Here is a 25,420-nt window from a genome sequence, read left to right as displayed (position 1 = left end):
ATGAATGAAGAGCGCGCCAGTTCCAGAATTTGAATTACACTTTGTGCATTCTGGAATCGACGAACTTACCTTTGGATCGCTCATGGCTGGCAGTCAAATCGAACGGGTTTTCAATGTGCTGGAAAGCCTCGCCAGCGACCCTCGCGGCTGGCCGCTGCTAGGCTTGGCCGAACACTTGCAGATTCCCAAGAGTGCCACCCACCGTTTGCTCGCCGAACTGATGCGCCTGGGCTATGTGCGCCAGAATCCCGAGAACCTGCGTTATCACTTGGCGACCCGCTTGGTCGCCATGGGCTTTCGTTATCTGTCGCGAAGCGGTGCCGACATCGTCCAGCCAGTGCTCGATCGCTTGGCACTGGGAACGGGTGAACTGGTGCGCCTGGGTGTCATCGAAGGGGAGTGCCAGACCTGGATCGCCAAGTCCCAGGGGGCCCGTTCCGGCTTGCGCTACGACCCGGACATGGGGCGTGAGACGCCGTTGTCCTATACCGCGTCGGGCCATGCCTGGCTGGCTTGCATGACTGACACCGAGGCGTTGGCGCTGGTGGCGCGCCAAGCCGTGCCAATACCGGCGGACGCAGGGCCAAACGCGCCACGCAGCGCGGCTGAACTGCTCGAGTACCTGCACCAGGCCCGCGAACAAGGCTATGCCTGTGTCGAGGAAAGTTCGGCGATCGGCACGTCGGCCATTGCCGCTGTGGTCCGTCATCCATCGGATGGCCGAGCCATCGGCGTGTTGAGTGTCGCCGGCCCCAGTGCACGAATGACGCGCACACGCTTGCATGAGCTGGCACCGACCTTGCTGGCGTTTGCCGAGGAGTTATCGCAAGCCAGTCAGGCCTCGGAGTTGTTCAGCTGAATACGGTCTCATCCGTCACAGGCAAGCCTTGCTCCCTACATCACGCAACGCAGGACTCCTACATGACTGTCAGCACTCCGCTTTCCGGCGTCAATCAGGCTTTCAAGGGCATCCTGCTTATTCTGGTGGCGACGTTTCTGTTCTCCAGTCATGACGCCTTGGCGAAATATCTCTCGGGTTTTTACCCGATCATCATGGTGGTCTGGGCACGTTACGTGGTGCACACGTTGTTGATGGCCGGTATTTTCCTGCCGCGCTCGGGGCTGCGGGTCCTGCGGACCAAGCGTCCTTTGTGGCAACTGGCCCGGGCGCTGTGCCTGCTGGGCACCAGCCTGTTCTTCACCACGGCGCTGTTGTATATCCCGCTGGCCGAGGCGACGGCGGTCAACTTTCTCGCGCCCGTGCTGGTCACCGCGTTGTCGGTGCCATTGCTGGGCGAACACGTAACACGCGGCCAATGGATCGCGGTGATCTTCGGCTTTATCGGGGTGTTGATCATCGTCCATCCGGGCGGGGATCTGTTCACCCCGGCGGTGATATTGCCATTCTGTTCGGCGCTGTTTTTCTGTTTCTACCAACTGCTCACGCGCAAGCTCAGCGAGATCGACAGCCCGACCACTAGCAACTTCTTCGCCGGCCTGTGCAACACCTTGGTGATGAGCGCGCTGGTGCCGTTCTTCTGGCAAGTGCCGAGCCTGTTGCACGGTGCGATGATGCTGGCGCTGGGAGCTTGCGGGATGACGGCGCACCTGATGCTGACCCAGGCCTTCCGCTTTGCCGCCCCGGCGCTGCTCGCGCCGTTCGGGTACTGCCAGATCGTGTTTGCCGGGCTGCTGGGCTGGGTGTTGTTCAACCATACGCCGACGCTGACCACCGTGGTGGGCATCACCTTGATCTGCTTGAGTGGGTTGGCGGCGGCGTGGCAACAGCGGCGGGTTTAGCACGAACTGTGGAGGGATTGATTGTGGGAGCAAGGCTTGCCCGCGATGAAGGCACCTCGGATCACTTAGGACCGCATCGTCTTAATCGCGGGCAAGCCTTGCTTCCACAGTGGGATAAATAATCCCGGGCTGACTCGAATCAGTTTTCCAGCGTAGGCACCTTGCGCGGTGCCATGAAGTACAACCAGGTCAGGGCAATGAAGTACATCGCCGGGATCAGGGTGAACAGCACGGTGTAGTTGTTGTTAGTGATCGTGAGGATGTGGCCCACCAGTTGGGTCATGAACATCCCGCCGATGGCCGCGCACATGCCGCCAAAACCAAACACCGTACTCATCATGTGCTTGGGCGTGTAGTCCATGACCAGGCTCCAGATGTTGGCGGTCCAGGCTTGATGCGCGCCGATGGCCAGGGAGATGGCAAACACTGCCACCCACAAGCTGCTGGAGCCGGCGGCCAGGATCACGCCGATGATGCAGCAGGCGAACAGCAGCATGGACACCAGTCGCGCCTTGATCGGATTGAGGCCGCGGCCGATCAGGAACGAAGACAGGATGCCGCCGCCGACGCTGCCGAAGTCGGCGGTGAGGTAGATGATGATCAGCGGGATGCCCATCTGGGTCACGTTGATGCCCAGGTTGTATTGCTGGTTCAGGAACGGCGGCAGCCAATAGAGGTAGAACCAGAACACCGGGGCGGTGATCGAATAGGCCAGGGCGAACGCCCAGGTGCCGCGCATGCGCAGGATGCGTGAGAACGGCACGCGGACCTGGTCCGGTTCGTCCTGGGCCTGGATGTAGTCCAGTTCCGACTGTTTGACGGAGGGGTGGTCCTCGGGGTTGAAGTATTTCAGGCCCCAGAACAGCAGCCAGATCCCGCCCAGCGCGGCCATGCACAGGAACGCCGCCTGCCAGCCCCACACGTGCAGGATCAGTGGCAGCAGCATCGGGGTGAACATCGCGCCGACGTTGGTCCCGGCGTTGAATATACCGGTGGCTACGGCTCGCTCGCCCGCCGGGAACCACAGCCGTGTGGTCTTCACGCAGGCCGGGTAGTTGGCGGCTTCGGTGAGGCCGAGGATGAAGCGGCAGACCATGAAGCCCACCGCCGAGGTGGCCAGGCCGTGGGCGCCGGTCGCCAGGCTCCAGAGCAGCACGGCGCAGAAGAACACGCGCTTGACGCCGATCCGGTCGATCAGCCGCCCTTGCAACACGAAGCCGACGGCATAACCGACCTGGAACCAGAAGTTGATGTTGGCGTAGTCCATCGCCGTCCAGCTCATTTCCTTGGCCAGGATAGGCTGCATGACGCCCAGGGCGGCGCGGTCGATGTAGTTCAGGGTGGTGGCAAAAAATACCAGGGCGAGCATCCCCCAACGGGTCTTGCCCACGGCCATGGCGCCGCGGATCTTGTCACCGATGCTGCCGGTGGAGACTTCCAGGCCGGGGGCCAGGCGGGAACTTTGGGAAGGGATCATAGCGTGTACCCGCTTTTGAAATTCTTATGGTTGGTCTGGGGCAGTCCATCGAGGTCGGCAGGGCCGGCGTCAATGTGGGAGCGATGGTGCGCAGTGAGCAAAAATTCGTCAATTCGGCGATTGGCATTTTGTTCGATAATCGCCCAAAAAACTAACTGGATGGTACATATTAAATTGCTGAAAGAAACCGGCAGCTCAATAATCGGCTCACTCTTTTAAAAGCATTTTCAAAAGCGGCGCACCTTTTGTAGCCGATGCCTGTCCCGGGAGCCGAAGTCATGCAGCGTTCCATTGCCACCGTTTCCTTGAGCGGTACCTTGCCGGAAAAACTCGAAGCCATTGCCGCCGCCGGTTTTGATGGGGTGGAAATCTTTGAGAACGACCTTCTCTACTACGATGGCAGTCCTCGGGAAATCAGGCAGATGTGCGCCGACCTGGGCATCGCCATCACGTTATTCCAACCGTTTCGCGACTTCGAAGGTTGCCGCCGCGATCGCCTGTCGCGCAACCTGGAACGGGCCGAGCGCAAGTTCGACCTGATGCAGGAACTGGGCACCGACCTGGTGCTGGTGTGCAGCAACGCCTCGGCCGACAGCGTCGGCGATGAACAGATGCTCATCGATGACCTGCGCCTGCTGGCCGAGCGGGCCGGGGCGCGCGGCTTGCGTATCGGTTATGAAGCGCTGGCCTGGGGTCGGCACGTGAATACTTATCAACAGGTCTGGAACATCGTGCGCCAGGCCGATCACCCCAGCCTCGGTGTGTTGCTCGACAGCTTTCATACCTTGTCCCTCAAGGGCGATCCGAGCGCGATCGCCGAGATTCCCGGCGACAAGATCTTCTTCGTGCAAATGGCCGACGCGCCGATCCTGGCCATGGATGTCCTGGAATGGAGCCGGCATTTCCGTTGTTTCCCTGGGCAGGGCGAGTTCGACTTGCCGGGGTTCCTGGCGCCGATCATCAAGAGTGGCTACACCGGGCCGCTGTCGCTGGAAATCTTCAACGACGGTTTCCGGGCCGCGCCGCCACGGGCCAATGCCGCCGACGGCCTGCGCTCGCTGCTGTACCTGGAAGAAAAAACCCGCCAGCGCCTGGCCGAAGAGGCGTGCGCCATAAGCAATGCCGACATTCTGTTCGCCACGCCGCCGGCCAGCGAATACGACGGCATCGAATTCCTCGAGTTCGCCGTGGACGATAACCTCGGCGCCAAGCTTTCCCATTGGCTGGAGCGGCTGGGGTTCGTCAAGGCTGGCCAGCATCGATCCAAGAATGTGAGCCTCCTGCGCCAGGGCGACATCAACCTGATCCTCAACAGCGAACCGTACTCGTTCGCCCACAGTTTTTTCGAAGCCCACGGACCTTCGTTGTGTGCCACCGCCGTGCGCGTGAAAAGCAGTGTCAGCGCCCTGGAGCGGGCCATTGCCTACAAAGGCCAGCCCTATCGTGGGTTGGTGGGCCCCAATGAACTGGAGTTGGCGGCGGTGCGTGCACCGGATGGCAGCCTGATTTACCTGGTGGATCAGCAGGCCGATGTCTATGGCACCGATTTCAACCTGCAGCCGGGTGCTGTCATTGGGGCCGGGCTCAAGCGCATCGACCACATGGCGATGGCGCTGCCGGCCGACAGCCTCGACAGTTGGGTGCTGTTCTACAAGAGCCTGCTGGATTTCGAGGCCGACGACGAAGTCGTCCTGCCCGACCCTTATGGCTTGGTAAAAAGCCGTGCGCTGCGCAGCCGCTGCAGTTCGATCCGCTTGCCGCTGAACATTTCCGAAAACCGCAACACCGCAATCTCACACGCGCTGTCGAGTTATCGCGGCTCCGGTGTGCATCACATAGCCTTCGACTGTGATGACATCTTTGCCCAGGTCAGTCGTGCCAAAGAGGCGGGCGTGCCGTTGCTGGACATCCCGCTCAATTACTACGACGACCTGGCGGCGCGTTTCGATTTCGACGACGAGTTCCTTAGCGAGCTGGCCTACTTCAACGTGTTGTACGATCGTGACACCCAGGGGGGCGAGCTGTTCCACGTCTACACCGAGCCGTTCGAAGGGCGGTTTTTCTTCGAGATCATCCAACGCAAGAACGGTTACGCCGGTTACGGTGCTGCCAATGTCGCGGTGCGCCTGGCGGCCATGGCCAAGTCCCGCAGCGGTGGTTTGCGGCACGCCAAGTTGTAGGCAAATCGTAAACGTGGCGGTAATGGGCGGTGTCCTGGCTTCCTTCAGTGCACGGTGCGGCCCATAATCGCCAGCCTGTGCAGTGATGGCCGTGAGCCCCGCAATGACTATGAATCCAGAGCTTTCCGCAGCGCCCGACGAACCCGTCGCCACGCCGCGCAAGAGTCGCAAGAACAACCCGGAGAAGACCCGGGAAAACATTCTTCAGGAAGCCATCGTCGAGTTCGTCCAGCAGGGCCTGTCCGGGGCCCGGGTCGACGCCATCGCCGAGCGCATCCACACGTCCAAGCGCATGATTTACTACTACTTCGGCAGCAAGGAGCAGTTGTACGTCGAGGTGTTGGAAAAACTCTACGGTGATATCCGCACCACCGAGAACCGCCTGCATCTGGCGGAACTGGCCCCGGTCGAGGCGATTCGGCGCCTGGTGGAGTTCACCTTCGACCACCACGATTGCAATGTGGATTTCGTGCGCATCGTCTGCATCGAGAACATCCACAACGCCGAGTACGTGAAGCAGTCAGGCGTGATCAAGGCGATGACCAATACCATCCTCGATTCCCTGGGCGTGATTCTGCGGCGCGGCGCTGAAGAGGGCGTGTTCCGTGCCGGCCTCGAGCCGCTGGATGTGCATCTGCTGATCAGTTCGTTCTGTTTTTACCGGGTGTCCAATCGCCAGACGTTCGGGGAGATCTTTCAGATCGACCTGTCGGATGAAGCGATCAAGCAGCGGCATCGGCAGATGGTCTGTGAATCGGTATTGAGATACTTGCAGGCCTGATTCTGGAACCCCTGTGGGAGTATCACTAGACATTAATGATTCATGCTTTGGAAATGCGCCAGCATCCGCTGCGCATCTGGCGCCACGCCGCTGAACAGTTCGAAGGCCTTCACCGCCTGGAACACGGCCATGTTGCCGCCATCCAGTGTGCGGCAGCCGACCGCGCGGGCGTTGCGCAGCAGTTCGGTTTCCAGCGGGAAGTAAACGATTTCCGCGACCCACAAAGCGCCGCGCAACAGCTCGATCGGCACTGGCATGCCCGGTAGTTTTGCCATGCCCATGGGCGTGCTGTTCACCAGGCCATCGGCCTCGGCCATGGCGGTGGGCAGATCATGCCCTGCGCGCGCGCGGCCAGCGCCGAAGTGTTGATTCAAGTTGTTGGCCAGTGCCTCGGCACGGCGGACCTCGACGTCAAAAATGCTCAGGGTTTCTACGCCCTCCATCAACAGCGCATGGGCCACCGCCGCGCCGGCGCCACCGGCGCCCATCTGGACCACGCGCTTGCGCGCCACATCCCCCAGGCCGCGACGAAAACCTTCGGCGAACCCCAGGCAGTCGGTGTTGTGGCCGATGCGCTTGCCGTCCTTGAGCACCACGGTATTGACCGCGCCGATACCGCGGGCCTCGGGTGACAACTCATCGAGCAGCGGGATGATCGCCTGCTTGCAGGGGAAGGTAATGTTCAGGCCGGTGAAGTCCATGCGCTCGGCGGCCACCAGTAGATCGGCCAGGGCGCCGCTGTCGAGTTTCAGCGCATCGAGGTCGATCAGCCGATAGAGGTAACGCATGCCTTGGGCATTGCCCTCATGCTCATGCAGCGCAGGTGTGCGAGAGGCCTGGATGCCCGCGCCGATCAGACCGGCCAGCACAGTGATATTCGACATGCTCATCAACCCTTCAACCGCTGACTGAAGTGTTCAAGGGCCAGGCGATAACCATGGCTGCCAAACCCGCACATCACGCCAATGGCGACGGATGAGACGAAGGAGTGATGACGGAAGGTTTCACGGGCGTGGACGTTGGACAGGTGGACTTCAATGACCGGTACTTCGCTGGCCACCAGGGCATCGCGGATCGCCACGGAGGTGTGGGTCCAGGCCGCCGGGTTGATGACGATACCGGCGCACCGGCCACGGGCGCCGTGAATCCAGTCCAGCAGCTCGCCTTCCTGGTTGGTCTGGCGAAATTCCACCGCCAGGCCGAATTCTTCGGCAGCGCGGCCGCACAGTGCCGAGATGTCAGCCAGGGTTTCATGGCCATAAGTCGCCGGCTCGCGGGTGCCGAGCAGGTTCAGGTTCGGGCCGTTGAGCACCAGAACGATCGGAGGCATCGCAATTTCTCCACATTTTTATTGTTGGTGTCGGCGGGGTTTCAGCCGTTGGAGATAAATTGTACTAGATGGTTAATTGGGTCAAATAAAGCAGCCGACATCGGCCAATAAGTGTTCGATGATCGAACATGACCGTTGTCGGGAGGTGAGGGAGGGCAATGGTGGCGAGGGGATTTATCCCCATGTAGGAGCTGCCGAAGGCTGCGATCTTTTGGACACTCAAGTGTCTGGGGAAAGATCGCAGCCTCGTTGCACTCGTCAGCTCCTACCGCCGAGTCAACAACACCCCGGATTCCATGTGGTGGGTCCAGGGAAATTGATCGAACAACGCGCAGCGCGTGATGCGGTGGGTGTCGTTCAGTTGCGCGATATTCGCGGCGAGGGTGTCAGGGTTGCAGGAGATGTACAGGATGTTGTCGAAACGTCGGGTCAGCTCGCAGGTGTCCGGGTCCATGCCGGCGCGAGGCGGGTCGACGAAGACGCTGCCGAATTCGTAGCTTTTCAGGTCGATGCCATGCAGGCGACGGAACGGCCGGACTTCGTTCAGGGCTTCGGTCAGCTCTTCGGCGGACAGGCGCACCAGCGTGACGTTATCCACAGCATTCTCGCTGAGGTTGCTCAGCGCGGCGTTCACCGAGGTCTTGCTGATTTCGGTGGCCAGCACTTTGCGCACGCGGGTGGCCAGGGGCAGAGTGAAGTTGCCGTTGCCGCAGTACAACTCCAGCAGATCGTCGTTGCGATCGCCCAGCGCTTCATAAGCCCAGTTGAGCATCTTCTGGTTCACCGTGCCGTTGGGCTGGGTGAAGGCGCCTTCGGGCTGGCGATAGCTGAAGGTGCGCGTGCCCACTTCGAGCTTCTCCACCACGTAGTCATGGCCGATCACTTCGCGCTTGCCCTTGGAGCGGCCAATGATGCTCACGCCCAGGTCAGCCGCCAGTTTCGAGGCGGCAGCGTGCCAGTGCTCGTCCAGCGGGCGGTGATAACACAGGGTGATCATCGCATCGCCCGCCAGGGTGGTCAGGAACTCCACCTGGAACAGTTTGTGGCTCAGGGGCGCGCTGGCTTGCCAGGCGGCCTTGAGTTGCGGCATCAACTGGTTGATGCGCAGGCTGGCGATGGGAAACTCTTCAATGAGGATCGGTGTGCGCTTGTCGTCCTGGGAGAACATTGCGTAGTGCCGTTCGCCGGCCTCGCGCCAGAGACGGAACTCGGCGCGCAGGCGGAAGTTCTTCAGGGGCGAATCGAACACCGCAGGTTCTGGTGCATCGAACGGCGACAACAGGTCACGCAAGCGGGTGACCTTGTCCTGGAGCTGAGCGGTGTAGGCTTGGGAATCAAAAGTCATGCGTTGAACCAACCCAACTTGATCACGAACAGGATCGATAGAATGACCAGCGCCGGGTTCAGCTCACGGCCACGGCCAGACACCAGTTTGATGGCGGTCCAGGCGATGAAACCGAAAGCGATGCCGTTGGCGATGGAATAGGTGAACGGCATTGCCAGGGCGGTCACCACCACTGGCGCGGCGACGGTGATGTCGTCCCAGTCGATTTCCGCCAGGCCCGAGGTCATCAGTACGGCGACGAACAACAGGGCTGGGGCGGTGGCGAAGGGCGGGACGCTGGCGGCCAGTGGCGAGAAGAACAGCGCCAGCAGGAACAGGATCGCCACGACGACGGCGGTCAGGCCAGTGCGGCCGCCAGCACTGACGCCCGCCGCCGATTCGATGTAGCTGGTGGTGGTGGAGGTGCCCAGCAGCGAACCGGCCATGGCGGCTGTGCTGTCGGCGATCAGCGCACGGCCCATCTTCGGCATGTGGCCGTCCTTGCCCATCAGCCCGGCGCGCTTGGCGACGCCGATCAGGGTGCCGGAGTTGTCGAACAGGTCGACGAACAGGAAGGCGAAGATCACGCTCACCAGGCCGATGTCCAGGGCGCCCTTGATGTCCAGTTGCAGGAAGGTCGGGGCCAGGGACGGCGGCATCGACATCACGCCGCCGAACGCAGTGAAGCCCATCAGGATCGAAGCGATGGTGACCGCCAGGATGCCGATCAGCACTGCGCCGCGTACTTTCAAGGCTTCGAGGGCAACGATCAGGACAAAGCCGAGGGTCGCGAGGATCGGCGCCGGTTTTTTCAAGTCGCCGAGGCCGACCAAGGTCGCCGGGTTTTTCACCACGATGCCGGCGTTATTCAGGGCGATCAGCGCCAGGAACAGGCCGATACCGGCAGCAATGGCCGACCGCAGGGGCAGCGGGATGCTGTTGATGATCCATTCGCGGATGCGAAAGATCGATAGCATGAAGAACAGCACCGCGGAAATGAACACCGCACCCAGCGCCACTTGCCAGGTGTGGCCCATGTGCAGGACCACGGTGTAGGTGAAGAAGGCGTTCAGGCCCATGCCGGGTGCGAGGGCGATCGGGTAGTTGGCGATCAGGCCCATGACCGTGGAGCCGATGGCCGCCGCCAGGCAGGTGGCGACGAACACCGCGCCCTTGTCCATGCCGGTTTCGCCGAGGATGCTCGGGTTGACGAACAGGATGTAGGCCATGGCCAGGAACGTCGTGACACCCGCCAGGATCTCGGTCCGCACGTTGGTGTTATGTGCCTTGAGTTGAAACAGCCTTTCCAGCATGTCTGCTCCCCGTGGCGCGCCCGGCGCCGTAAATGTATCGACCTCAACAGCAAAGCACAGGTCGCCAGCGGCGCCCGGGAAATTTCTGCCGGTCGGAAAAAGCCGCGCATCATACCAGCAGCGTAGCGTTGTGGCTGCGATCGTCGTCGAAGTTTTGCCAACGCGCCAAGTGGGCCATACTGCGCTCGGTTCCGGGAGGTCTCTATGTATTGCATGAATAAAATGCGGCTGGCGGCGGTGGGCTGCATGCTGGGCTGGTGGTTGTTTGGCCAGACCGCCAATGCCGCGTCGGCGCCGCCCTTGAGCGAGGTCAAGGTGCTCAAGGTCGAGTCACCGGCCTGTGGTTTCGAAGATATTGTCCCGGGGCAGGCGCAGACGCGTTGCGATCACCGCGGCCCGAATATCAAGGTCTACGTGCTGGAGGTCGGTTATGGCCGCCAGCCCCATGTCACCCTGGACGGCTTTGAAGTCGACGGCACCCGCTCGCCCGTGTGTGCGTACAGTAATGGCAACCTTAACGACTGCTCCGTACGGACCAAAGTCGTCGGCTATTTGTATGTCTTCGACCTGAAGGGCAAGCAGGAAGGCACCTTCAGCTTCAGCAACATCTCGATCAACGCACCGGGCAACCGGATGTCGACCCAGCTGAACATCAAATAACCGCTGGCCCCCGTAGCAGCTGTCGAGCGAAGCGAGGCTGCGATCTTTTCCCAGACGCTTGAATCTCAAGCGCCTATCAAAAGATCGCAGCCTTCGGCAGCTCCTACACTACAGGCATCACCCAGCGGAGAGCGTCCATGATTCCAGGAACCAAGATCCCCCGAGCCTTGATAGCCGTCGCCGAGGGTGTCGACGACTTGCAGACGGTCACCTTGATCGACGTGTTGCGTCGAGCGCAGATCGAAACCGTGGTGGCGAGCATCGAAGGGCGGCGGATGCTCACCTGCGCCCGCGGCACGCGCCTGACGGCCGATGGAATGCTGGTGGACGTGCTTGTGCAGGACTTCGATCTGGTCGTCCTGCCGGGCGGCATCATCGGCGCCCAACACCTGGCCGCCCATCAGCCGCTGCAACAACTGATCAAGGACCAGGCCGCCGCCGGACGTTTCTTCGCCGCCATCGCCGAAGCCCCGGCCCTGGCGCTACAGACGTTCGGCGTTTTGCGCCAGCGGCGCATGACCTGCCTGCCCGCCGTGAGCCAGCAGTTGTCCGGATGCAGCTTTGTCGATCAACCCGTGGTGGTGGATGGCAACTGCATCACGGCCCAGGGGTCGGCCGCCGCCCTGGCGTTTGCCTTGATGCTGGTGGAACAACTCAGCGGCAAGGGCGTGCGGAGTGTGGTGGCGGCGGAGTTGCTGGCCTGACATTCTTCAGCGGGCACGCGCCTGTGGCGAGGGAGCTGTTCCCGTCAACTTCAATGCAATCTGACCTACCGCTATCGCGAGCCGGCTCGTTCCCACCGGGATTTATGGTGGATGCAGGATCTATGGGCACTCGAGAACCAATGTGGGAGCGAGCCTGCTCGCGATGGCGTCAGCGCATTGAACTTCAGTGCGCGCGGACTCACTGAAGGCGCTGGCTTCCAACGTCAATCATTTGCCTTGAACGCTTCGCCTCACCCTGAAGTCGTACCCCTTATGACGGCGGTTTCCCAAAACGCCGCAAGTACGACCAACCGTGAGGTGTTCCATGAGTGCGACCCTGTCCGAAACGACGCCGGCGTCCTTCGTCCGTCATCCGATCCGCCTGACACTCAATGGCCAGGTGCGTGAGTTGCAAGTGCTGGCCTGGACCACGTTGCTGGACCTGCTGCGTGAACAACTGGACCTGGTGGGCAGCAAGAAAGGCTGCGACCACGGCCAGTGCGGCGCCTGTACGGTGCTGCGCGATGGCAAGCGGATCAATGCCTGCCTGACCCTGGCGGTGATGTGCGACGGCGCCGAATTGATCACCATCGAAGGCCTGGCCGGTGATGACGCATTGCATCCCATGCAGCAGGCCCAACTGTTCATGCAACAAGGCCCTCAAGCCCTGCCCACCTTCTCCCGCCCACCTCGCGACTGGAACAACGAAGACGTGTCCTTCAACCTCGCGCGCCGTTTGGCGCCCAAGGTGCGGTGGCCGACGGAAATAGACCTGGAGTCACGCACCGGGCCCTGAAGATGCGCCTTAACACGAAAAGAAATCACGTAGCGCCGCCCGGTTTTTCTAAGTCCGACAGGCTGCTAGGTCTTCGCTTCATCCACCGGTTCGTGCATCCGGTCACGGTTGGCCAGGGTTGGGAACAGTTTGATCCAGACCCCGGTCACCAGCAGCGTGCCGATGCCGCCCATGACCACCGCTGGCACCGTGCCGAACCAGTGGGCGGTGAGGCCGGATTCGAACTCGCCCAACTGGTTCGAGGCGCCGATGAACAACCCGTTCACCGCGCTGACCCGGCCGCGCATTTCATCCGGTGTTTGCAGTTGTACGAAGGAGGCGCGGATCACCATGCTGATCATGTCCGCCGCGCCCAGCACCACCAGCACCGCCAGGGAAAACCAGAACGAGGTGGAGAGGCCGAACGCAATGGTGGCGACGCCGAACACGCCCACCGCCGTGAACATCACCCGGCCGACCTTGCGCTCCACGGCAAACCGCGCCAGCCACAGCGACATCAGCAAGGCCCCGACCGCCGGCGCCGACCGCAACAGCCCCAGGCCCCAGGGGCCGGTGAGCAGGATGTCCTTGGCAAATACCGGTAGCAGCGCCGTCGCGCCGCCGAGCAGCACCGCGAACAGGTCCAGGGAGATCGCCCCGAGAATGTCCGGGCGACTGCGAATGAAGCGAATCCCGGCCAGCAACGAATCCAGCGTCGCCTTGCCTTTGTTCAGCGGCGTCTGCCGGGCGGGCAGGTTGAGCATCAGGCCGCAGGCGATGAGGTAAAGCAGCACCGTCGGCCCGTAGACCCAGACACTGCCAAAGGCGTAGAGCAAGCCGCCGAGCGCCGGAGCGACGATGGTGGCCGACTGCTGGGCCGATTGCGCGGCGGCCACGGCCCGGGGAAACAGCCCCGCCGGCACGATGCTCGGCAGCAGCGCCTGGGTGGTCGGCATCTCGAAGGAGCGGGCGGCCCCCAACAGGAACGCGAGGATGAAGATCATCTCCCGCGTGACATGGTCGGTAGCGCTGCCAATCACCAGCGCCAGGGCAATCATCGCCTGCAATGACTGACAGATGGCCGCCACCTTGCGGCGGTCATAGCGGTCGGCCACATGCCCAGTGTGGAGCATGAACAGCACACGCGGGGCAAACTCCACCAACCCCACCAGGCCGAGGTCCAGGACGTTGCCGGTCAGCTGATAGAGGTTCCAACCGATAGCCACGGTGAGCATCTGGAAGCCGCTGGCGGTGAATATCCGGGCCAGCCAGAAGGCGATGAAGGGACGATGGTGGCGGAGCAGCAGCGGCGCTTGGCTGGGCATCTATGATGGGTCCGGTGATGAAGGCATCGAGATTATCACCGAGCTGTAACTGGAAGTTGCGGTGGTGGAGAAATAGTTAGCCAAGCATCGATATTCCACGGCGCACCGTTTTTTTTGTGGCGGGGGGATTTATCGGTGGGAGCAAGGCTTGCTCCCGCACAGACTTGCTTCCACACATCCCCTCGCTGCAGCCAGCACTGAGACAACCTGTCACGCGACAAACGACCACGCCGTTCATCGACGAGAATGCGGCTACTCTTTGAGCATTGCTTGACCCAGATCAATACCTTTCGAGGCGTTGGACTGGCGGCCATCCGGCCATAGTCCTGCGTTGTGACGGTTATAAAAAGAACGATTTGAAAAGCATCGCACTCCATATCCCTGGAGGCTGGTGCAAGCCCCGCCCGCAGCCGGTTTTACCTGACAGAGGAAGACTTATGTTCGGTTTGGAGGCGCTCGATCTCGCCCGAATCCAGTTCGCGTTCACCATCTCGTTCCACATCCTGTTCCCGGCCATCACCATTGGCCTGGCGAGTTACCTGGCGGTACTCGAAGGCTTGTGGCTCAAGACCCGCGATGACACCTACCGCGACCTGTACCACTTCTGGTCGAAGATATTTGCCGTCAACTTCGGCATGGGTGTGGTGTCCGGGTTGGTCATGGCCTATCAGTTCGGGACCAACTGGAGCCGTTTCTCGGACTTCGCCGGAGCGGTGACCGGGCCGTTGCTGACTTACGAGGTGCTCACGGCGTTTTTCCTCGAGGCGGGTTTCCTGGGCGTGATGCTGTTCGGCTGGAACCGCGTCGGCCGCGGCCTGCATTTCTTTTCCACGGTCATGGTGGCGATCGGCACCCTGATCTCGACCTTCTGGATCCTGTCCTCCAACAGCTGGATGCAGACCCCCCAGGGTTACGAAATCATCGACGGCCGGGTGATCCCGGTGGATTGGCTGGCGGTGGTGTTCAACCCCTCGTTCCCTTATCGATTGCTGCACATGTCCACCGCAGCGTTTGTTGCCACGGCGTTCTTCGTCGGCTCGTCGGCGGCTTGGCATTTGCTGCGCGGTCGCGATAACCCAGCCATCCGCCGGATGCTGTCGATGGCGATGTGGATGGCGTTGCTGGTGGCGCCGATACAGGCGGTCATCGGCGACTTCCATGGCCTGAACACCCTCAAGCATCAACCGGCGAAAATCGCCGCCATCGAGGGCCACTGGGAAAACGTCGGCAATGAACCGACCCCGCTGATTCTGTTCGGCTGGCCCGACATGCAGGCCGAGAAGACCCGGTTCGCCGTGGAAGTCCCGTATCTGGGCAGCCTGATCCTGACCCATAGCCTGGACAAGCAGGTGCCGGCCCTCAAGGAGTTCGCGCCTGAGGACCGACCGAATTCGACCATCGTGTTCTGGTCGTTCCGGGTCATGGTCGGCCTTGGGTTGCTGATGATTTTCACCGGCCTATGCAGCCTGTGGCTGCGCCGCAACGATCGGATCTATCAGTCCCGGCCGTTCCTCTACATGGTGTTGTGGATGGGGCCGTCCGGCCTGGTCGCGATCCTGGCCGGCTGGTTTACCACGGAGATCGGCCGCCAGCCGTGGGTGGTCTATGGCTTGATGCGTACGGCCGATGCTTCGTCCGGCCACAGCTTTGTCCAGATGAGCATTACCCTGGTGTTGTTCGTCGTGGTGTATTTCGCGCTGTTTGGCGCCGGGCTGAGCTACATGATGCGTCTGGTGCGCAAAGGGCCGCAGGCCCACGAAGCCGAGCCGAGCGATGGTGGCCCGGGCCAGAAACGTACGCCGGCCCGGCCATTGTCGGCCGCCGATGGCGTCGACGACATGGACCATAACGAACGCTCGAACAAGGGGAATTGAATCATGGGTATTGATCTTCCGCTGATCTGGGCCGTGGTCATCATCTTCGGCATCATGATGTACGTGGTCATGGACGGCTTTGACTTGGGGATCGGCATTCTCTTCCCCTTCGTCAAGGGCGAACGCGACCGCGACGTGATGATGAACACCGTGGCACCGGTCTGGGACGGTAACGAAACCTGGCTGGTGCTGGGCGGTGCCGGGCTGTTCGGGGCGTTTCCACTGGCTTATTCGGTGGTGCTTTCGGCGCTGTACCTGCCGCTGATCCTGATGCTCATCGGCTTGATCTTCCGCGGCGTGGCTTTCGAATTCCGCTTCAAGGCCAAGGCTGAGAAGCGCCACCTCTGGGACAAGGCATTCATTGGCGGTTCGCTGACGGCCACCTTCTTCCAGGGGGTGGCGCTGGGGGCGTTCATCGACGGCTTCGAGGTGGTCAATCGCCAGTTCGCCGGCGGCTCCCTGGACTGGTTCACGCCATTCACGATGTTCTGTGGCCTGGCGTTGATCGCGGCCTACGCGTTGCTCGGCTGCACCTGGCTGATCATGAAGACCGAGGGCAAGTTGCAAGAGCAGATGCATGACCTGGCCCGGCCGCTGGCGTTCGTGGTGCTGGCGGTGATTGGTATCGTCAGTATCTGGACACCGCTGGCCCATGCGGACATCGCGGCACGCTGGTTCACCCTGCCGAACCTGTTCTGGTTCCTGCCGGTGCCGATCCTGGTGCTGGTGACCATGTACGGATTGTTCCGCGCAGTGGCGCGCAACGCCAACTACACGCCCTTCATCCTGACCTTGGTGCTGATCTTCCTCGGCTACAGTGGCTTGGGCATCAGCCTGTGGCCGAACATCGTGCCGCCGTCCATCTCGATCTGGGACGCCTCGTCACCGCCCCAGAGCCAGGGCTTCATGTTGGTCGGCACGCTGTTCATCATTCCGTTGATCCTGGTGTACACCTTCTGGAGCTACTACGTGTTCCGCGGCAAGGTGACCCATGACGACGGTTACCATTGAGGACGTTGAGCATGGCCAAACCTGATTTGAAAGACATCGAGGCCGCCGAACGCAAGCCACTCTGGCAGCGGCTCGGCTGGCTGGCGCTGATCTGGGCCAGCAGTGTGCTGGCGCTGTTCATCGTTGCCAGCTTGATGCGGATGTTCATGAATGCCGCGGGCTTGACCACTCACTGATTCCCCTGGGGGAGCCGAGGTGCTTGTCCCACAGACGATTTATTTGCGGGCTTTGAGGATCACGAATTTCGGCGTGGCGGCCACTTGCTCGACACCGCGGAACAACCGCGCCAGTTTGCTGTGGTAACCCAGGTGCCGGTTGCCGACGATGTACAGCGCGCCGCCGACCACCAGCGCTTCGCGAGCCTGCTGGAACATCCGCCAGGCGAGGAAATCGCCCACCACTTGCTGCTGGTGGAAGGGCGGATTGCACAGCACCACGTCCAGTGACTGCGCCTCTTGCCCGGCCAGGCCATCACCGGCCCGAAGGGTCACTTCGCGTTCGCCCAGGGCCGCACGCCAATTCTCGGCGGCCGATTGCACGGCCATATACGACTCGTCCACCAGGGTGTAATGGGCCTCGGGGTTTTGCAGGGCACTGGCGATGGCCAGCACGCCGTTGCCGCACCCCAGGTCCGCGACCCGGGCCGTCCCGAGGTTTTTCGGCAGATGTGGCAGGAACGCGCGGGTGCCAATGTCCAGGCCTTCGCGGCAGAATACATTGGCGTGGTTGAGCAGCTCGATCTTTGGCTCGTCCAGCCAGTAACGCGTGGGGTAGGGCGATACGATTGGCGCACTGCCTTGTGAAGAACCAGGTTGTGGCGTAGCAATCAACAGCCGCGCTTTTTTCACCGCCAGGGAGGCCTGCACCGGGCCGATATACCGCTCCAACAAATCGCCAGCGGCCCGGGGCAGGTGCTTGATCATGGCCCCGGCGATCACTTGGGCGCCTGGCGCGAGTTGGCCTTGCAGGCGAATCAGCTGTTCCTCCAGCAAGGCCAGGGTTTTCGGTACTTTGACCAACACGCGATCAAACGGGCCGGTCAGCGGCTCGCTGGCAGGTAGCGTCGGCACCGCATCGAAGGGGCGGCCGTTGCGCACCAGGTTTTTCTCCAGCGCCTGTAATGCCAGGAAGGAGTCACCGCTGCTGGTCACCAGGACGTTGCCCGCCAGGCTGGCCGCCAGGGCGCCGAAGCCGTCATTGAGCACCAGGACCCGAGTCTGTGCCCTCGGCTGTTGTTCGGCCAGGTACGCGAGCAGGTATTCATCGGCCGCATCGAAGGCTTGCAGCGGTTCGTTCTGCTGTTCGGGTTGGCGGATCAGGTCGAGTTGGGCGAAGGGGCTGTCGAGCAGGGGCATGGCTGGGGACTCTGGAGATCAACGAATGTCCCGCTGCCTGGAGATAGGTGTCTGGGCGGGACCGCCTGAATGAACTGCGTCGCGTGCAGGCAGCGACATCATTCAAGAGGCGCCGTAAATGGTACGTTCTTTTGTTGCACATTACTCGCGGGTTTTTCAGCCCGGGGTTGTCCCTCCATTGTTCAGATCACATGGATCTGGGCGGCTTTTGCCACCGCTGAAATTTTATTGCTGACGTTCAGCTTTCGCATGCAACTGCACACATGGAAATTCACGGTCCGTTCGGAAAGACAGAGAATTCTGCCCACTTCCGACGCCGTCTTGCCTTCGGCAGACCACCTCAATACCTCGATCTCTCTGGGTGACAGGTGGCATTTGGGTTTGTCTGCGAGGACGTCAGACAATTTTTTACTGGCGAGTACATGCAGCCTTTGACTGGCGAAGATGGCGTAGCCAAGATTTGCATAGTGCTCCTCGATATCAATGGGGCAATGAGTTCGTGCCAGGCTGAACAGGCTGGACTGTGCCCCTTGTTCATCATGTACGGCTTGGGTCCAACCATACTTGAGTCCTTGTCGATTAAGTTCTCTCCACAACTTCGGAGCCTGAGCGAAAACAGTCTCATTCCATAAGATGGGGAGCGGTGATTGATTGCAATGTGCTACTAGTGGGTCGTTCGACGCATAACCGTTTTGTTCATAAAGCCGGTCCCATCCATAAGGGTAGTTATTCAGGTTCACCTTACCGGTGTGCTTGTCGGGGCTTCCTAGATAGGCTGTAAATGCGCAATATTCAAACCCTTGATTGTTAAAGAAATTCAGGGCCAGACGATAGGCCGTTTGCAGGTCTTTTTCGCAGGATAGTTTCTTCAATAACAAGTCCTTCCACTTGTCCATCGTTCTCTCCTGGGGTGATTCGTCCATGCGGATCCAATCCATGATGCGAGATTTTAGTGTAGGACTATTCTTGATTTGTAGTGGCTTTTTTTAGTCTGTTTGTATCTTGAAATGTTTAAGAGATTAAACGTTTAAGCTGAATATGTTTACAGTTTCTTTTGTTTTGTATAAGTTGGGTGAAAGATTTTGTTGGTTGGACGCAGCTAGTTGCTACAGTGCCATTGCTCGTCATCGGTGGTGAAGACGCTCGCTTTGCGGGACACTGCAAGTCTTGTCCCATTGGAGTGACTCATGACCGATAGCGCAGAGAAGTTCACCCGCCAAACCCTGCTAGATGTCCAGCCGTTGACGGCTCATTTGTTTACTTTGCGTACGACCCGGGATCGCGGCTTTCGCTTTCGGGCCGGTCAGTTTGCCCGGCTGGGGGTCGTCAAGGCGGACGGGACCACTGTCTGGCGGGCGTATTCCATGGTGTCTTCGCCGTTCGACGAGTTCCTCGAGTTCTTTTCCATCGTTGTTCCCGATGGCGAGTTCACCAGTGAGCTCAGCCGCCTACAGCCGGGTGACGAACTGTTGGTGGATCGCCAGGCTTTCGGCTATCTGACGCTGGATCGCTTTGTCGACGGTCGGGATTTGTGGCTGTTGTCTACAGGGACGGGGGTGGCGCCGTTTCTTTCTATCCTCCAGGATTTTGAGGCCTGGGAAAAATTCGAGCGGATCATCCTGGTGTACAGCGTGCGTGAGGCGCGGGAGCTGGCGTATCAGGCGCTGATCAAGGAACTACCCCTGCGCGACTACCTGGCCGAGTACGCTCATAAGTTTCGTTTCATTGCGACCGTCACCCGTGAGCAGCATCCGGGGGCACTCAGTGGGCGGATCACCGCGCTGATCGAAAATGGCGAGCTGGAGCGGGCGGTCGGCGTAGCGCTGACGCCGGAGCATTCGCGAGTGATGCTGTGCGGCAATCCGCAAATGATCGATGACACGCGCAAGCTGCTCAAAGCCAGGGAGCTGCAACTGAGCCTGACCCGTCGGCCGGGCCAGGTGGCGGTGGAAAACTACTGGTAGGAAAGGAAGGGCTACCCCATGCATGTAGGCGCTGTGTAGGAACTGTGTAGGAGCTGTCGAGTGCAACGAGGCTGCGATCTTTCCCCTCGCGCTTGAATCTCAAGCGAAAGACCAAGCGAAAGATCAAGATCAAAAGATCGCAGCCTGCGGCAGCTCCTACCCCCCGGCAGGAGCAAGCTCCCTCGCCACAGGTTTCATCGATGGAGAGAGGTTCAGGGGCGCTCGTTCTGGGCCTTGAGCAGGTCGCGAATCTCACTCAGCAGCAACTCTTCCTTGGTCGGAACAGGAGGCGCGCTGGGGGCTACGGCTTCTTCGCGCTTGAGGCGGTTGATCGCCTTGACGCCCATGAAAATGGCGAACGCCACGATGATGAAGTCGATGCTGCTCTGGATGAACTTACCGTAGGCCAGTACCACGGCAGGCGCATCACCCTGGGCGGCCTTGAGGATGATGGCCAGGTCACTGAAGTCCACCCCACCAATCAGCAGGCCAATGGGAGGCATGACTACGTCGCCAACGAATGACGAAACGATTTTGCCGAAAGCGGCACCAATGATGATCCCGACGGCCATGTCGACGACATTGCCTTTGACCGCGAAGGCCTTGAATTCGCTTAGCACGCCCATGAGCTATTCCTTGTAACAAATGAAAGATGAGTGGCAGTGTAAATCAGCCCAACGAGTCCTGCTCGAAACGCCTGCTTACAAAGCTTCAGCTATCGACCTGGTCCCGGGTGAAAAGTTTTCAAAGTGCCATCAATCGCGCGTGATACGCGGTTTCAGCCTGGCACCCCACAACGTTTTTTCTATCGATGCGGTACGGCATTTCTATTTAGATTTTCCTTTTTCGAGCACTAGCCTCTGGATGGCGCACATGGATGCGCTCTATAACATCAGAGGAACACCCTATGAACACTTCCCTTGGCCACGGGGCTTATTCCCATCGCCGCGCTTTTTTTGTGCTGAGCGCGAGCCTTTTGTCCTTGTCTGTCAGCGCGGCCACCCTGACCCGGGACAACGGTGCGGCTGTCGGCGACAACCAGAACTCGCAAACGGCAGGCCCCAACGGCCCGACCTTATTGCAAGATGTGCAGTTGATCCAGAAGCTCCAGCGCTTTGACCGTGAACGCATCCCCGAGCGCGTGGTGCATGCCCGTGGGGCCGGCGCCCATGGCACCTTCACGGTTTCCGATGGTCTCAGCGACTTGACCAAGGCCAAGGTCTTTGCCGCAGGCCAGGTTACGCCGGTGTTCGTGCGTTTTTCCGCCGTGGTGCACGGTAATCATTCGCCGGAAACCCTGCGTGACCCCCGTGGTTTCGCCACGAAGTTCTACACCGCCGACGGTAATTGGGATTTGGTGGGTAACAACTTCCCGACCTTCTTTATCCGTGATGCCATCAAGTTTCCGGACATGGTCCACGCTTTCAAACCCGACCCGCGGACTAACCTGGACGATGATTCACGCCGTTTTGATTTTTTCTCCCATGTTCCAGAGTCGACCCGCACCCTGACCGAGTTGTATTCCAACTCCGGGACGCCGGCCAGTTACCGTGAAATGGACGGTAACGGTGTACATGCTTACAAACTGGTTAACACCAAGGGTGAAGTTCACTACGTCAAGTTTCATTGGAAAAGTTTACAGGGCTTGAAAAATCTCGATCCGAAAGAAGTTATGAAAGTTCAGGGTCGAGATTACAGCCATATGACCAATGATCTGGTAGCTCATATTAATAAGGGCGACTTCCCGAAGTGGGACTTGTACGTCCAGGTCCTCAATCCACAGGACCTTGCCAAGTTTGATTTCGACCCACTGGACGCGACTAAGATCTGGCCGGGTGTGCCTGAGCGAAAAGTCGGGCAAATGGTCTTGAACCGCAATCCGGCGAATGTCTTCCAGGAAACCGAGCAGGTGGCCATGGCGCCGGCCAATCTTGTACCGGGTATCGAACCTTCCGAGGATCGTTTGCTCCAGGGGCGAGTATTTTCCTACGCCGACACGCAGATGTACCGGCTAGGTGCCAATGCCCTGCAACTGCCGATCAATGCCCCCAAGGCGGCGGTGAACAACGGTAACCAGGACGGCGCGATGAACCCTGGCAGCACCAGCACCGGGGTGAATTATCAGCCGAGCCGCCTGATGCCACGCGAAGAACCGCAACAGGCACGCTACAGCCAGGCCGCGCTGACCGGCAGTACTCAGCAGGCGAAGATCCAGCGTGAGCAGAACTTCAAGCAGGCCGGTGATTTGTATCGTTCGTTCAGCAAGCAAGAGCGTGATGACCTGATAGACAGCTTCGGCGGCTCTTTGGCGACCACCGATGACGAGAGCAAGCACATCATCCTGTCGTTCCTCTACAAGGCTGACCCTGAGTACGGCACTGGCGTGGCCCGTGTCGCCAAAGGTGACCTGGCCCGGGTCAAGGCCCTGGCGGAAAAACTGACTGACTGATCCATAGCCAGGCAGGTACATGACCTGTGGGAGCAAAGCGTGCCCGCGAAGCTGGCGCTGGGGCCTGAAACCAGACCGAGTCGTCTGCATCGCGGGCAAGCCTTGCTCCCGCAACCATGCCTCCACAATCATCTGCCAGAGGAGACGTCATGATGGGTAGATTCATTTTATCGATGCTTGCGACCTGGTCACTGAGCGTAGTGGCCGATCAGCCAATACCCACCGAACCGGCGGCCGTACAAGAACAGTTGCAAAACTATTACTTCGATGCCGCTCGCCGCGGCGATGTACCGATGATCGAGACCTTTATCGAGGCCGGTTATTCGCTCGATACTCGGGATGAGAAAGGCTACACCGCGTTGATTCTGGCGGCCTATCACGGCCACAGCCCGGCGGTGGAGCGGCTGCTCGCTGCCGGTGCCGATGCCTGTGCCCAGGACAAACGTGGTAACACAGCGCTGATGGGCGCGATTTTCAAGGGCGAAGTGCAGATTGCGCGTCGTTTGTTGTCCACCGATTGCAGCCCGGACCAACGCAACGGTGCCGGGCAGACTGCGGCGATGTACGCCGGTCTGTTCAAGCGTGCCGAGTTGCTCGATGCCTTGGAGGCCAAGGGCGCCGATCTTCAGGCCCAGGACCCGTTGGGCAACACGGCAGTGGATCTGGCCAGGGGTGAAATTAGAATGCCGGTCCCTCGCTAGTGGCCTGTGTGGCCAGTTCTGTCAGCCCAACTTCGGCGCCACAAGCCCATACCCTGCGTTGCTGTTACTCGCCATAGCGAGCTATAAACTTCTGGCATCCGAATTTGAGCTAACGAACTGGCCGTACAGGCCACCGACTGGGCTATCATCGCGGTTTTTCTCCGGAGTTCAGATGGCCAAGGCAAAGCGCATGTACGGCTGCACCGAGTGCGGCTCGACCTTTCCCAAATGGGCCGGCCAGTGCGGCGAATGCGGGGCCTGGAACACCCTGACTGAAACCATGGTGGAAAGCGGCGGTGCGGCGGCACCCACCGGTCGCACGGGCTGGGCCGGTCAGCAGGCGCAGATCAAGACCCTGGCCGAAGTCAGCGTCGAAGAAATCCCGCGGTTCTCCACCGCATCCGGTGAACTGGACCGCGTGCTGGGCGGCGGTCTGGTGGACGGTTCGGTGGTGCTGATCGGCGGCGATCCGGGCATCGGCAAATCCACCATCTTGTTGCAAACCTTGTGTAACCTCGCCACCCGCATGCCGGCGCTGTACGTCACTGGCGAAGAATCCCAGCAGCAGGTCGCCATGCGCGCCCGGCGCCTGGGCTTGCCCCAGGACCAGTTGCGGGTCATGACCGAGACCTGCATCGAGACCATCATTGCCACGGCGCGCCTGGAAAAACCCAAGGTGATGGTGATCGACTCGATTCAGACCATCTTCACCGAACAGCTGCAATCGGCCCCGGGCGGCGTGTCCCAGGTGCGCGAAAGTGCGGCGTTGTTGGTGCGCTACGCCAAGCAGAGCGGCACGGCGATTTTCCTGGTGGGCCACGTGACCAAGGAGGGCGCACTGGCAGGGCCTCGGGTGCTGGAGCACATGGTCGATACCGTGTTGTATTTCGAAGGCGAATCCGACGGACGCCTGCGTTTGTTGCGGGCGGTGAAGAACCGCTTTGGCGCTGTCAACGAACTGGGTGTGTTCGGTATGACCGACAGAGGCCTGAAAGAAGTCTCAAACCCTTCGGCGATCTTTCTGACGCGTGCCCAGGAAGAAGTCCCTGGCAGTGTGGTCATGGCTACGTGGGAAGGCACCCGGCCGATGTTGGTCGAAGTGCAAGCGCTGGTGGACGACAGCCACCTGGCGAACCCGCGCCGGGTCACCCTGGGCCTGGATCAGAATCGGCTGGCCATGTTGCTGGCGGTGTTGCATCGACACGGCGGAATCCCGACTCACGACCAGGACGTTTTCCTCAACGTCGTGGGCGGGGTCAAGGTGCTGGAAACCGCCTCCGACCTGGCGTTGATGGCGGCGGTTATGTCCAGTCTGCGCAACCGGCCGCTGCCCCACGACCTGTTGGTGTTCGGCGAAGTAGGGTTGTCGGGCGAGGTGCGGCCGGTGCCCAGTGGCCAGGAGCGGCTCAAGGAAGCGGCCAAGCACGGCTTCAAACGCGCCATCGTGCCCAAGGGTAACGCGCCGAAGGAAGCTCCGGCGGGGTTGCAGATCATTGCCGTGACGCGTCTGGAACAGGCGTTGGATGCGTTGTTTGAATAGCACTGGCAATTGTGGAAGGAATGTACGTGGGGGCAAAGCTTGCTCGCGATGCAGGCGACGCGATTTTGAAGGACCGCATCGCAGCCATCGCCGGCAAGCCTTGCTCCCACATGGATCCCCGCGCCAAGGGAGCGGGGTCGCTCAAATCTGGATCAACGCCGCCAACTCCCGTTCCAGTTCATCATGGTCGGCCAGGTTCAGCTCCACCAGCCGGCGCAGATGTGCGATGGAATCCAGGTCGATATGCTCGCAGACGAAACCCAGGTGACCGTGATCGTCGTGGGTCAGGCGCACTTCCATCCTCACTTCCACCTCATTGCTCAGGTGAATGTCGGCGATGAAGGGCTTTTCGGGATTGCCCAGCCAAGGCTCGGGTTTTTTGATCAGCAGTCCCTTGAGGGACAGGTCCAGCAGTTCAACCGGCCATTTGAATGGAGCCTGGATCAGCTCGGTCCTGGCATGGAATTCGATTCGTACGAAGCGGCGGCGATCGCTCATTACGCATTCCCTCTGAAGATTCATTGACTATAGACCCAACTGACGGGGCATCGTCACCGTTCGGCCGCTGACAAACGACTGTCGAGTATGGCCTTTGCCCGGGTTGGCGCTAAACTCCAGCGGCTATCTTTCTTGTCACCCTGACTGGAATATGAAAGTGAAAAACAATAATAGCCTGCTGCGCCATCTGCCCTGGCTCCTGCTGGCCGTCCTAGGCGCGTGCGCCCTGGGCGTCGTGGCCTTGCGCCGCGGCGAACCCATCAACGCCCTCTGGATCGTCGTCGCGGCCGTGGCCATCTACCTGGTCGCCTACCGCTACTACAGCCTCTTCATCGCCAATAACGTGATGCAACTCGATG

The 25,420-nt window shown here is 60.5% G+C and carries 24 protein-coding genes and 1 pseudogene; 15 read left to right on the top strand and 10 right to left on the bottom strand.

Annotated features, from left to right (window positions below; all coding sequences use genetic code 11):
- Positions 1 to 82: 82 nt before the first annotated feature.
- Positions 83 to 859 (top strand): IclR family transcriptional regulator, encoded by a 777-nt coding sequence (locus AACY31_RS11625; RefSeq protein ID WP_339481942.1) that lies wholly within the window; start codon positions 83 to 85, stop codon positions 857 to 859.
- 62 nt (positions 860 to 921) lie between these two features.
- Positions 922 to 1,800 carry a DMT family transporter gene (locus tag AACY31_RS11620; protein ID WP_339481943.1) on the top strand — a complete coding sequence of 293 codons (879 nt, stop codon included), beginning with the start codon at positions 922 to 924 and terminating at the stop codon, positions 1,798 to 1,800.
- Positions 1,801 to 1,939: 139 nt separating this feature from the next.
- Here the strand turns inward: AACY31_RS11620 and AACY31_RS11615 are convergent, their stop codons facing one another.
- A complete protein-coding gene (locus tag AACY31_RS11615; protein WP_339481944.1) occupies positions 1,940 to 3,277 on the bottom strand; it encodes an MFS transporter in 1,338 nt (445 codons plus the stop codon).
- Between the two features lie 278 nt (positions 3,278 to 3,555).
- Here AACY31_RS11615 and quiC point away from each other — a divergent pair, with 278 nt between their 5' ends.
- Both quiC and AACY31_RS11605 read left to right on the top strand, forming a co-directional pair.
- Complete coding sequence (gene quiC, locus AACY31_RS11610) at positions 3,556 to 5,457, top strand: 3-dehydroshikimate dehydratase QuiC (protein ID WP_339481945.1); 1,902 nt, start codon at positions 3,556 to 3,558, stop codon at positions 5,455 to 5,457.
- Between the two features lie 103 nt (positions 5,458 to 5,560).
- The gene (locus AACY31_RS11605; RefSeq protein ID WP_339481946.1) at positions 5,561 to 6,238 is read left to right on the top strand and encodes a TetR/AcrR family transcriptional regulator; all 678 of its coding nucleotides are present in this window, start codon (positions 5,561 to 5,563) and stop codon (positions 6,236 to 6,238) included.
- A gap of 32 nt (positions 6,239 to 6,270) precedes the next feature.
- Here AACY31_RS11605 and AACY31_RS11600 read toward each other — a convergent pair whose 3' ends face one another.
- The 4 genes from AACY31_RS11600 to AACY31_RS11585 all read right to left on the bottom strand — a co-directional run bounded on the left by AACY31_RS11600 (position 6,271) and on the right by AACY31_RS11585 (position 10,205).
- Complete coding sequence (locus AACY31_RS11600; protein WP_445261535.1) at positions 6,271 to 7,122, bottom strand: shikimate dehydrogenase; 852 nt, start codon at positions 7,120 to 7,122, stop codon at positions 6,271 to 6,273.
- 5 nt (positions 7,123 to 7,127) lie between these two features.
- Positions 7,128 to 7,568 (bottom strand): type II 3-dehydroquinate dehydratase, encoded by a 441-nt coding sequence (gene aroQ / locus AACY31_RS11595; protein ID WP_003205806.1) that lies wholly within the window; start codon positions 7,566 to 7,568, stop codon positions 7,128 to 7,130.
- Between the two features lie 265 nt (positions 7,569 to 7,833).
- On the bottom strand, positions 7,834 to 8,913 hold the full coding sequence (gene trmA, locus AACY31_RS11590) for a tRNA (uridine(54)-C5)-methyltransferase TrmA (protein WP_339481949.1): 1,080 nt from the start codon (positions 8,911 to 8,913) through the stop codon (positions 7,834 to 7,836).
- Positions 8,910 to 10,205, bottom strand: coding sequence for an NCS2 family permease (locus tag AACY31_RS11585; RefSeq protein WP_339481950.1), 1,296 nt, complete (start codon positions 10,203 to 10,205; stop codon positions 8,910 to 8,912). The genes trmA and AACY31_RS11585 overlap by 4 nt, the downstream gene beginning before the upstream one ends.
- Before the next feature lie 204 nt (positions 10,206 to 10,409).
- Between AACY31_RS11585 and AACY31_RS11580 the strand changes: the two genes are divergently transcribed.
- The 3 genes and pseudogenes from AACY31_RS11580 to AACY31_RS11570 form a co-directional block, all read left to right on the top strand.
- Positions 10,410 to 10,865, top strand: a complete 456-nt coding sequence (locus tag AACY31_RS11580) for a DUF4879 domain-containing protein (protein ID WP_339481951.1) — start codon at positions 10,410 to 10,412, stop codon at positions 10,863 to 10,865.
- 137 nt (positions 10,866 to 11,002) lie between these two features.
- Positions 11,003 to 11,569 (top strand): DJ-1 family glyoxalase III, encoded by a 567-nt coding sequence (locus AACY31_RS11575; protein ID WP_339492488.1) that lies wholly within the window; start codon positions 11,003 to 11,005, stop codon positions 11,567 to 11,569.
- 325 nt (positions 11,570 to 11,894) lie between these two features.
- Positions 11,895 to 12,206: pseudogene (locus AACY31_RS11570) on the top strand ((2Fe-2S)-binding protein); the annotation flags it as partial.
- Between the two features lie 224 nt (positions 12,207 to 12,430).
- Here AACY31_RS11570 and AACY31_RS11560 read toward each other — a convergent pair.
- Positions 12,431 to 13,669 carry an MFS transporter gene (locus AACY31_RS11560; protein WP_339481953.1) on the bottom strand — a complete coding sequence of 413 codons (1,239 nt, stop codon included), beginning with the start codon at positions 13,667 to 13,669 and terminating at the stop codon, positions 12,431 to 12,433.
- Between the two features lie 437 nt (positions 13,670 to 14,106).
- On the opposite strand from AACY31_RS11560, the gene AACY31_RS11555 reads away from it, so the two are divergent.
- From AACY31_RS11555 to AACY31_RS11545, 3 genes are read left to right on the top strand one after another with little or no spacing between them, the layout of a single operon-like run.
- Positions 14,107 to 15,543: a cytochrome ubiquinol oxidase subunit I gene (locus AACY31_RS11555; RefSeq protein ID WP_339492490.1), complete on the top strand. Its 1,437-nt coding sequence runs from the start codon at positions 14,107 to 14,109 to the stop codon at positions 15,541 to 15,543.
- 3 nt (positions 15,544 to 15,546) lie between these two features.
- Positions 15,547 to 16,554 (top strand): cytochrome d ubiquinol oxidase subunit II, encoded by a 1,008-nt coding sequence (cydB, locus tag AACY31_RS11550; protein ID WP_003205787.1) that lies wholly within the window; start codon positions 15,547 to 15,549, stop codon positions 16,552 to 16,554.
- 11 nt (positions 16,555 to 16,565) lie between these two features.
- Complete coding sequence (locus AACY31_RS11545; RefSeq protein WP_339481955.1) at positions 16,566 to 16,730, top strand: DUF2474 domain-containing protein; 165 nt, start codon at positions 16,566 to 16,568, stop codon at positions 16,728 to 16,730.
- 39 nt (positions 16,731 to 16,769) lie between these two features.
- Here AACY31_RS11545 and AACY31_RS11540 read toward each other — a convergent pair whose 3' ends face one another.
- Positions 16,770 to 17,909 carry a methyltransferase gene (locus AACY31_RS11540; protein ID WP_339481956.1) on the bottom strand — a complete coding sequence of 380 codons (1,140 nt, stop codon included), beginning with the start codon at positions 17,907 to 17,909 and terminating at the stop codon, positions 16,770 to 16,772.
- 182 nt (positions 17,910 to 18,091) lie between these two features.
- Positions 18,092 to 18,805: an autoinducer binding domain-containing protein gene (locus tag AACY31_RS11535; protein WP_339481958.1), complete on the bottom strand. Its 714-nt coding sequence runs from the start codon at positions 18,803 to 18,805 to the stop codon at positions 18,092 to 18,094.
- 291 nt (positions 18,806 to 19,096) lie between these two features.
- On the opposite strand from AACY31_RS11535, the gene AACY31_RS11530 reads away from it, so the two are divergent.
- On the top strand, positions 19,097 to 19,873 hold the full coding sequence (locus tag AACY31_RS11530) for a ferredoxin--NADP reductase (RefSeq protein WP_339481960.1): 777 nt from the start codon (positions 19,097 to 19,099) through the stop codon (positions 19,871 to 19,873).
- A 212-nt stretch (positions 19,874 to 20,085) separates the two neighbouring features.
- Here the strand turns inward: AACY31_RS11530 and mscL are convergent, their stop codons facing one another.
- On the bottom strand, positions 20,086 to 20,499 hold the full coding sequence (gene mscL / locus AACY31_RS11525) for a large-conductance mechanosensitive channel protein MscL (RefSeq protein WP_339481961.1): 414 nt from the start codon (positions 20,497 to 20,499) through the stop codon (positions 20,086 to 20,088).
- Between the two features lie 281 nt (positions 20,500 to 20,780).
- Here mscL and katB point away from each other — a divergent pair, with 281 nt between their 5' ends.
- The 3 genes from katB (at position 20,781) to radA (ending at position 24,563) form a co-directional block, all read left to right on the top strand.
- The gene (gene katB, locus AACY31_RS11520; RefSeq protein WP_339481962.1) at positions 20,781 to 22,322 is read left to right on the top strand and encodes a catalase KatB; all 1,542 of its coding nucleotides are present in this window, start codon (positions 20,781 to 20,783) and stop codon (positions 22,320 to 22,322) included.
- 152 nt (positions 22,323 to 22,474) lie between these two features.
- On the top strand, positions 22,475 to 23,023 hold the full coding sequence (locus tag AACY31_RS11515) for an ankyrin repeat domain-containing protein (RefSeq protein ID WP_339481963.1): 549 nt from the start codon (positions 22,475 to 22,477) through the stop codon (positions 23,021 to 23,023).
- 172 nt (positions 23,024 to 23,195) lie between these two features.
- Positions 23,196 to 24,563 (top strand): DNA repair protein RadA, encoded by a 1,368-nt coding sequence (gene radA, locus AACY31_RS11510; protein WP_339481964.1) that lies wholly within the window; start codon positions 23,196 to 23,198, stop codon positions 24,561 to 24,563.
- A gap of 141 nt (positions 24,564 to 24,704) precedes the next feature.
- On the opposite strand, the gene AACY31_RS11505 is transcribed toward radA, so the two are convergent.
- Positions 24,705 to 25,061 carry a PilZ domain-containing protein gene (locus AACY31_RS11505; protein ID WP_339481965.1) on the bottom strand — a complete coding sequence of 119 codons (357 nt, stop codon included), beginning with the start codon at positions 25,059 to 25,061 and terminating at the stop codon, positions 24,705 to 24,707.
- Positions 25,062 to 25,218: 157 nt separating this feature from the next.
- Between AACY31_RS11505 and AACY31_RS11500 the strand changes: the two genes are divergently transcribed.
- Positions 25,219 to 25,420 (top strand): carbon starvation CstA family protein (locus AACY31_RS11500; RefSeq protein ID WP_339481966.1); only part of this gene is annotated, 202 nt, incomplete at its 3' end.

The organism is Pseudomonas sp. RL_105y_Pfl2_101, assembly GCF_963970585.1.
Lineage (GTDB): Bacteria > Pseudomonadota > Gammaproteobacteria > Pseudomonadales > Pseudomonadaceae > Aquipseudomonas.
Note: the sequence above shows the minus strand (reverse complement) of the source record. Positions and strands in the feature narration are given on the sequence as shown.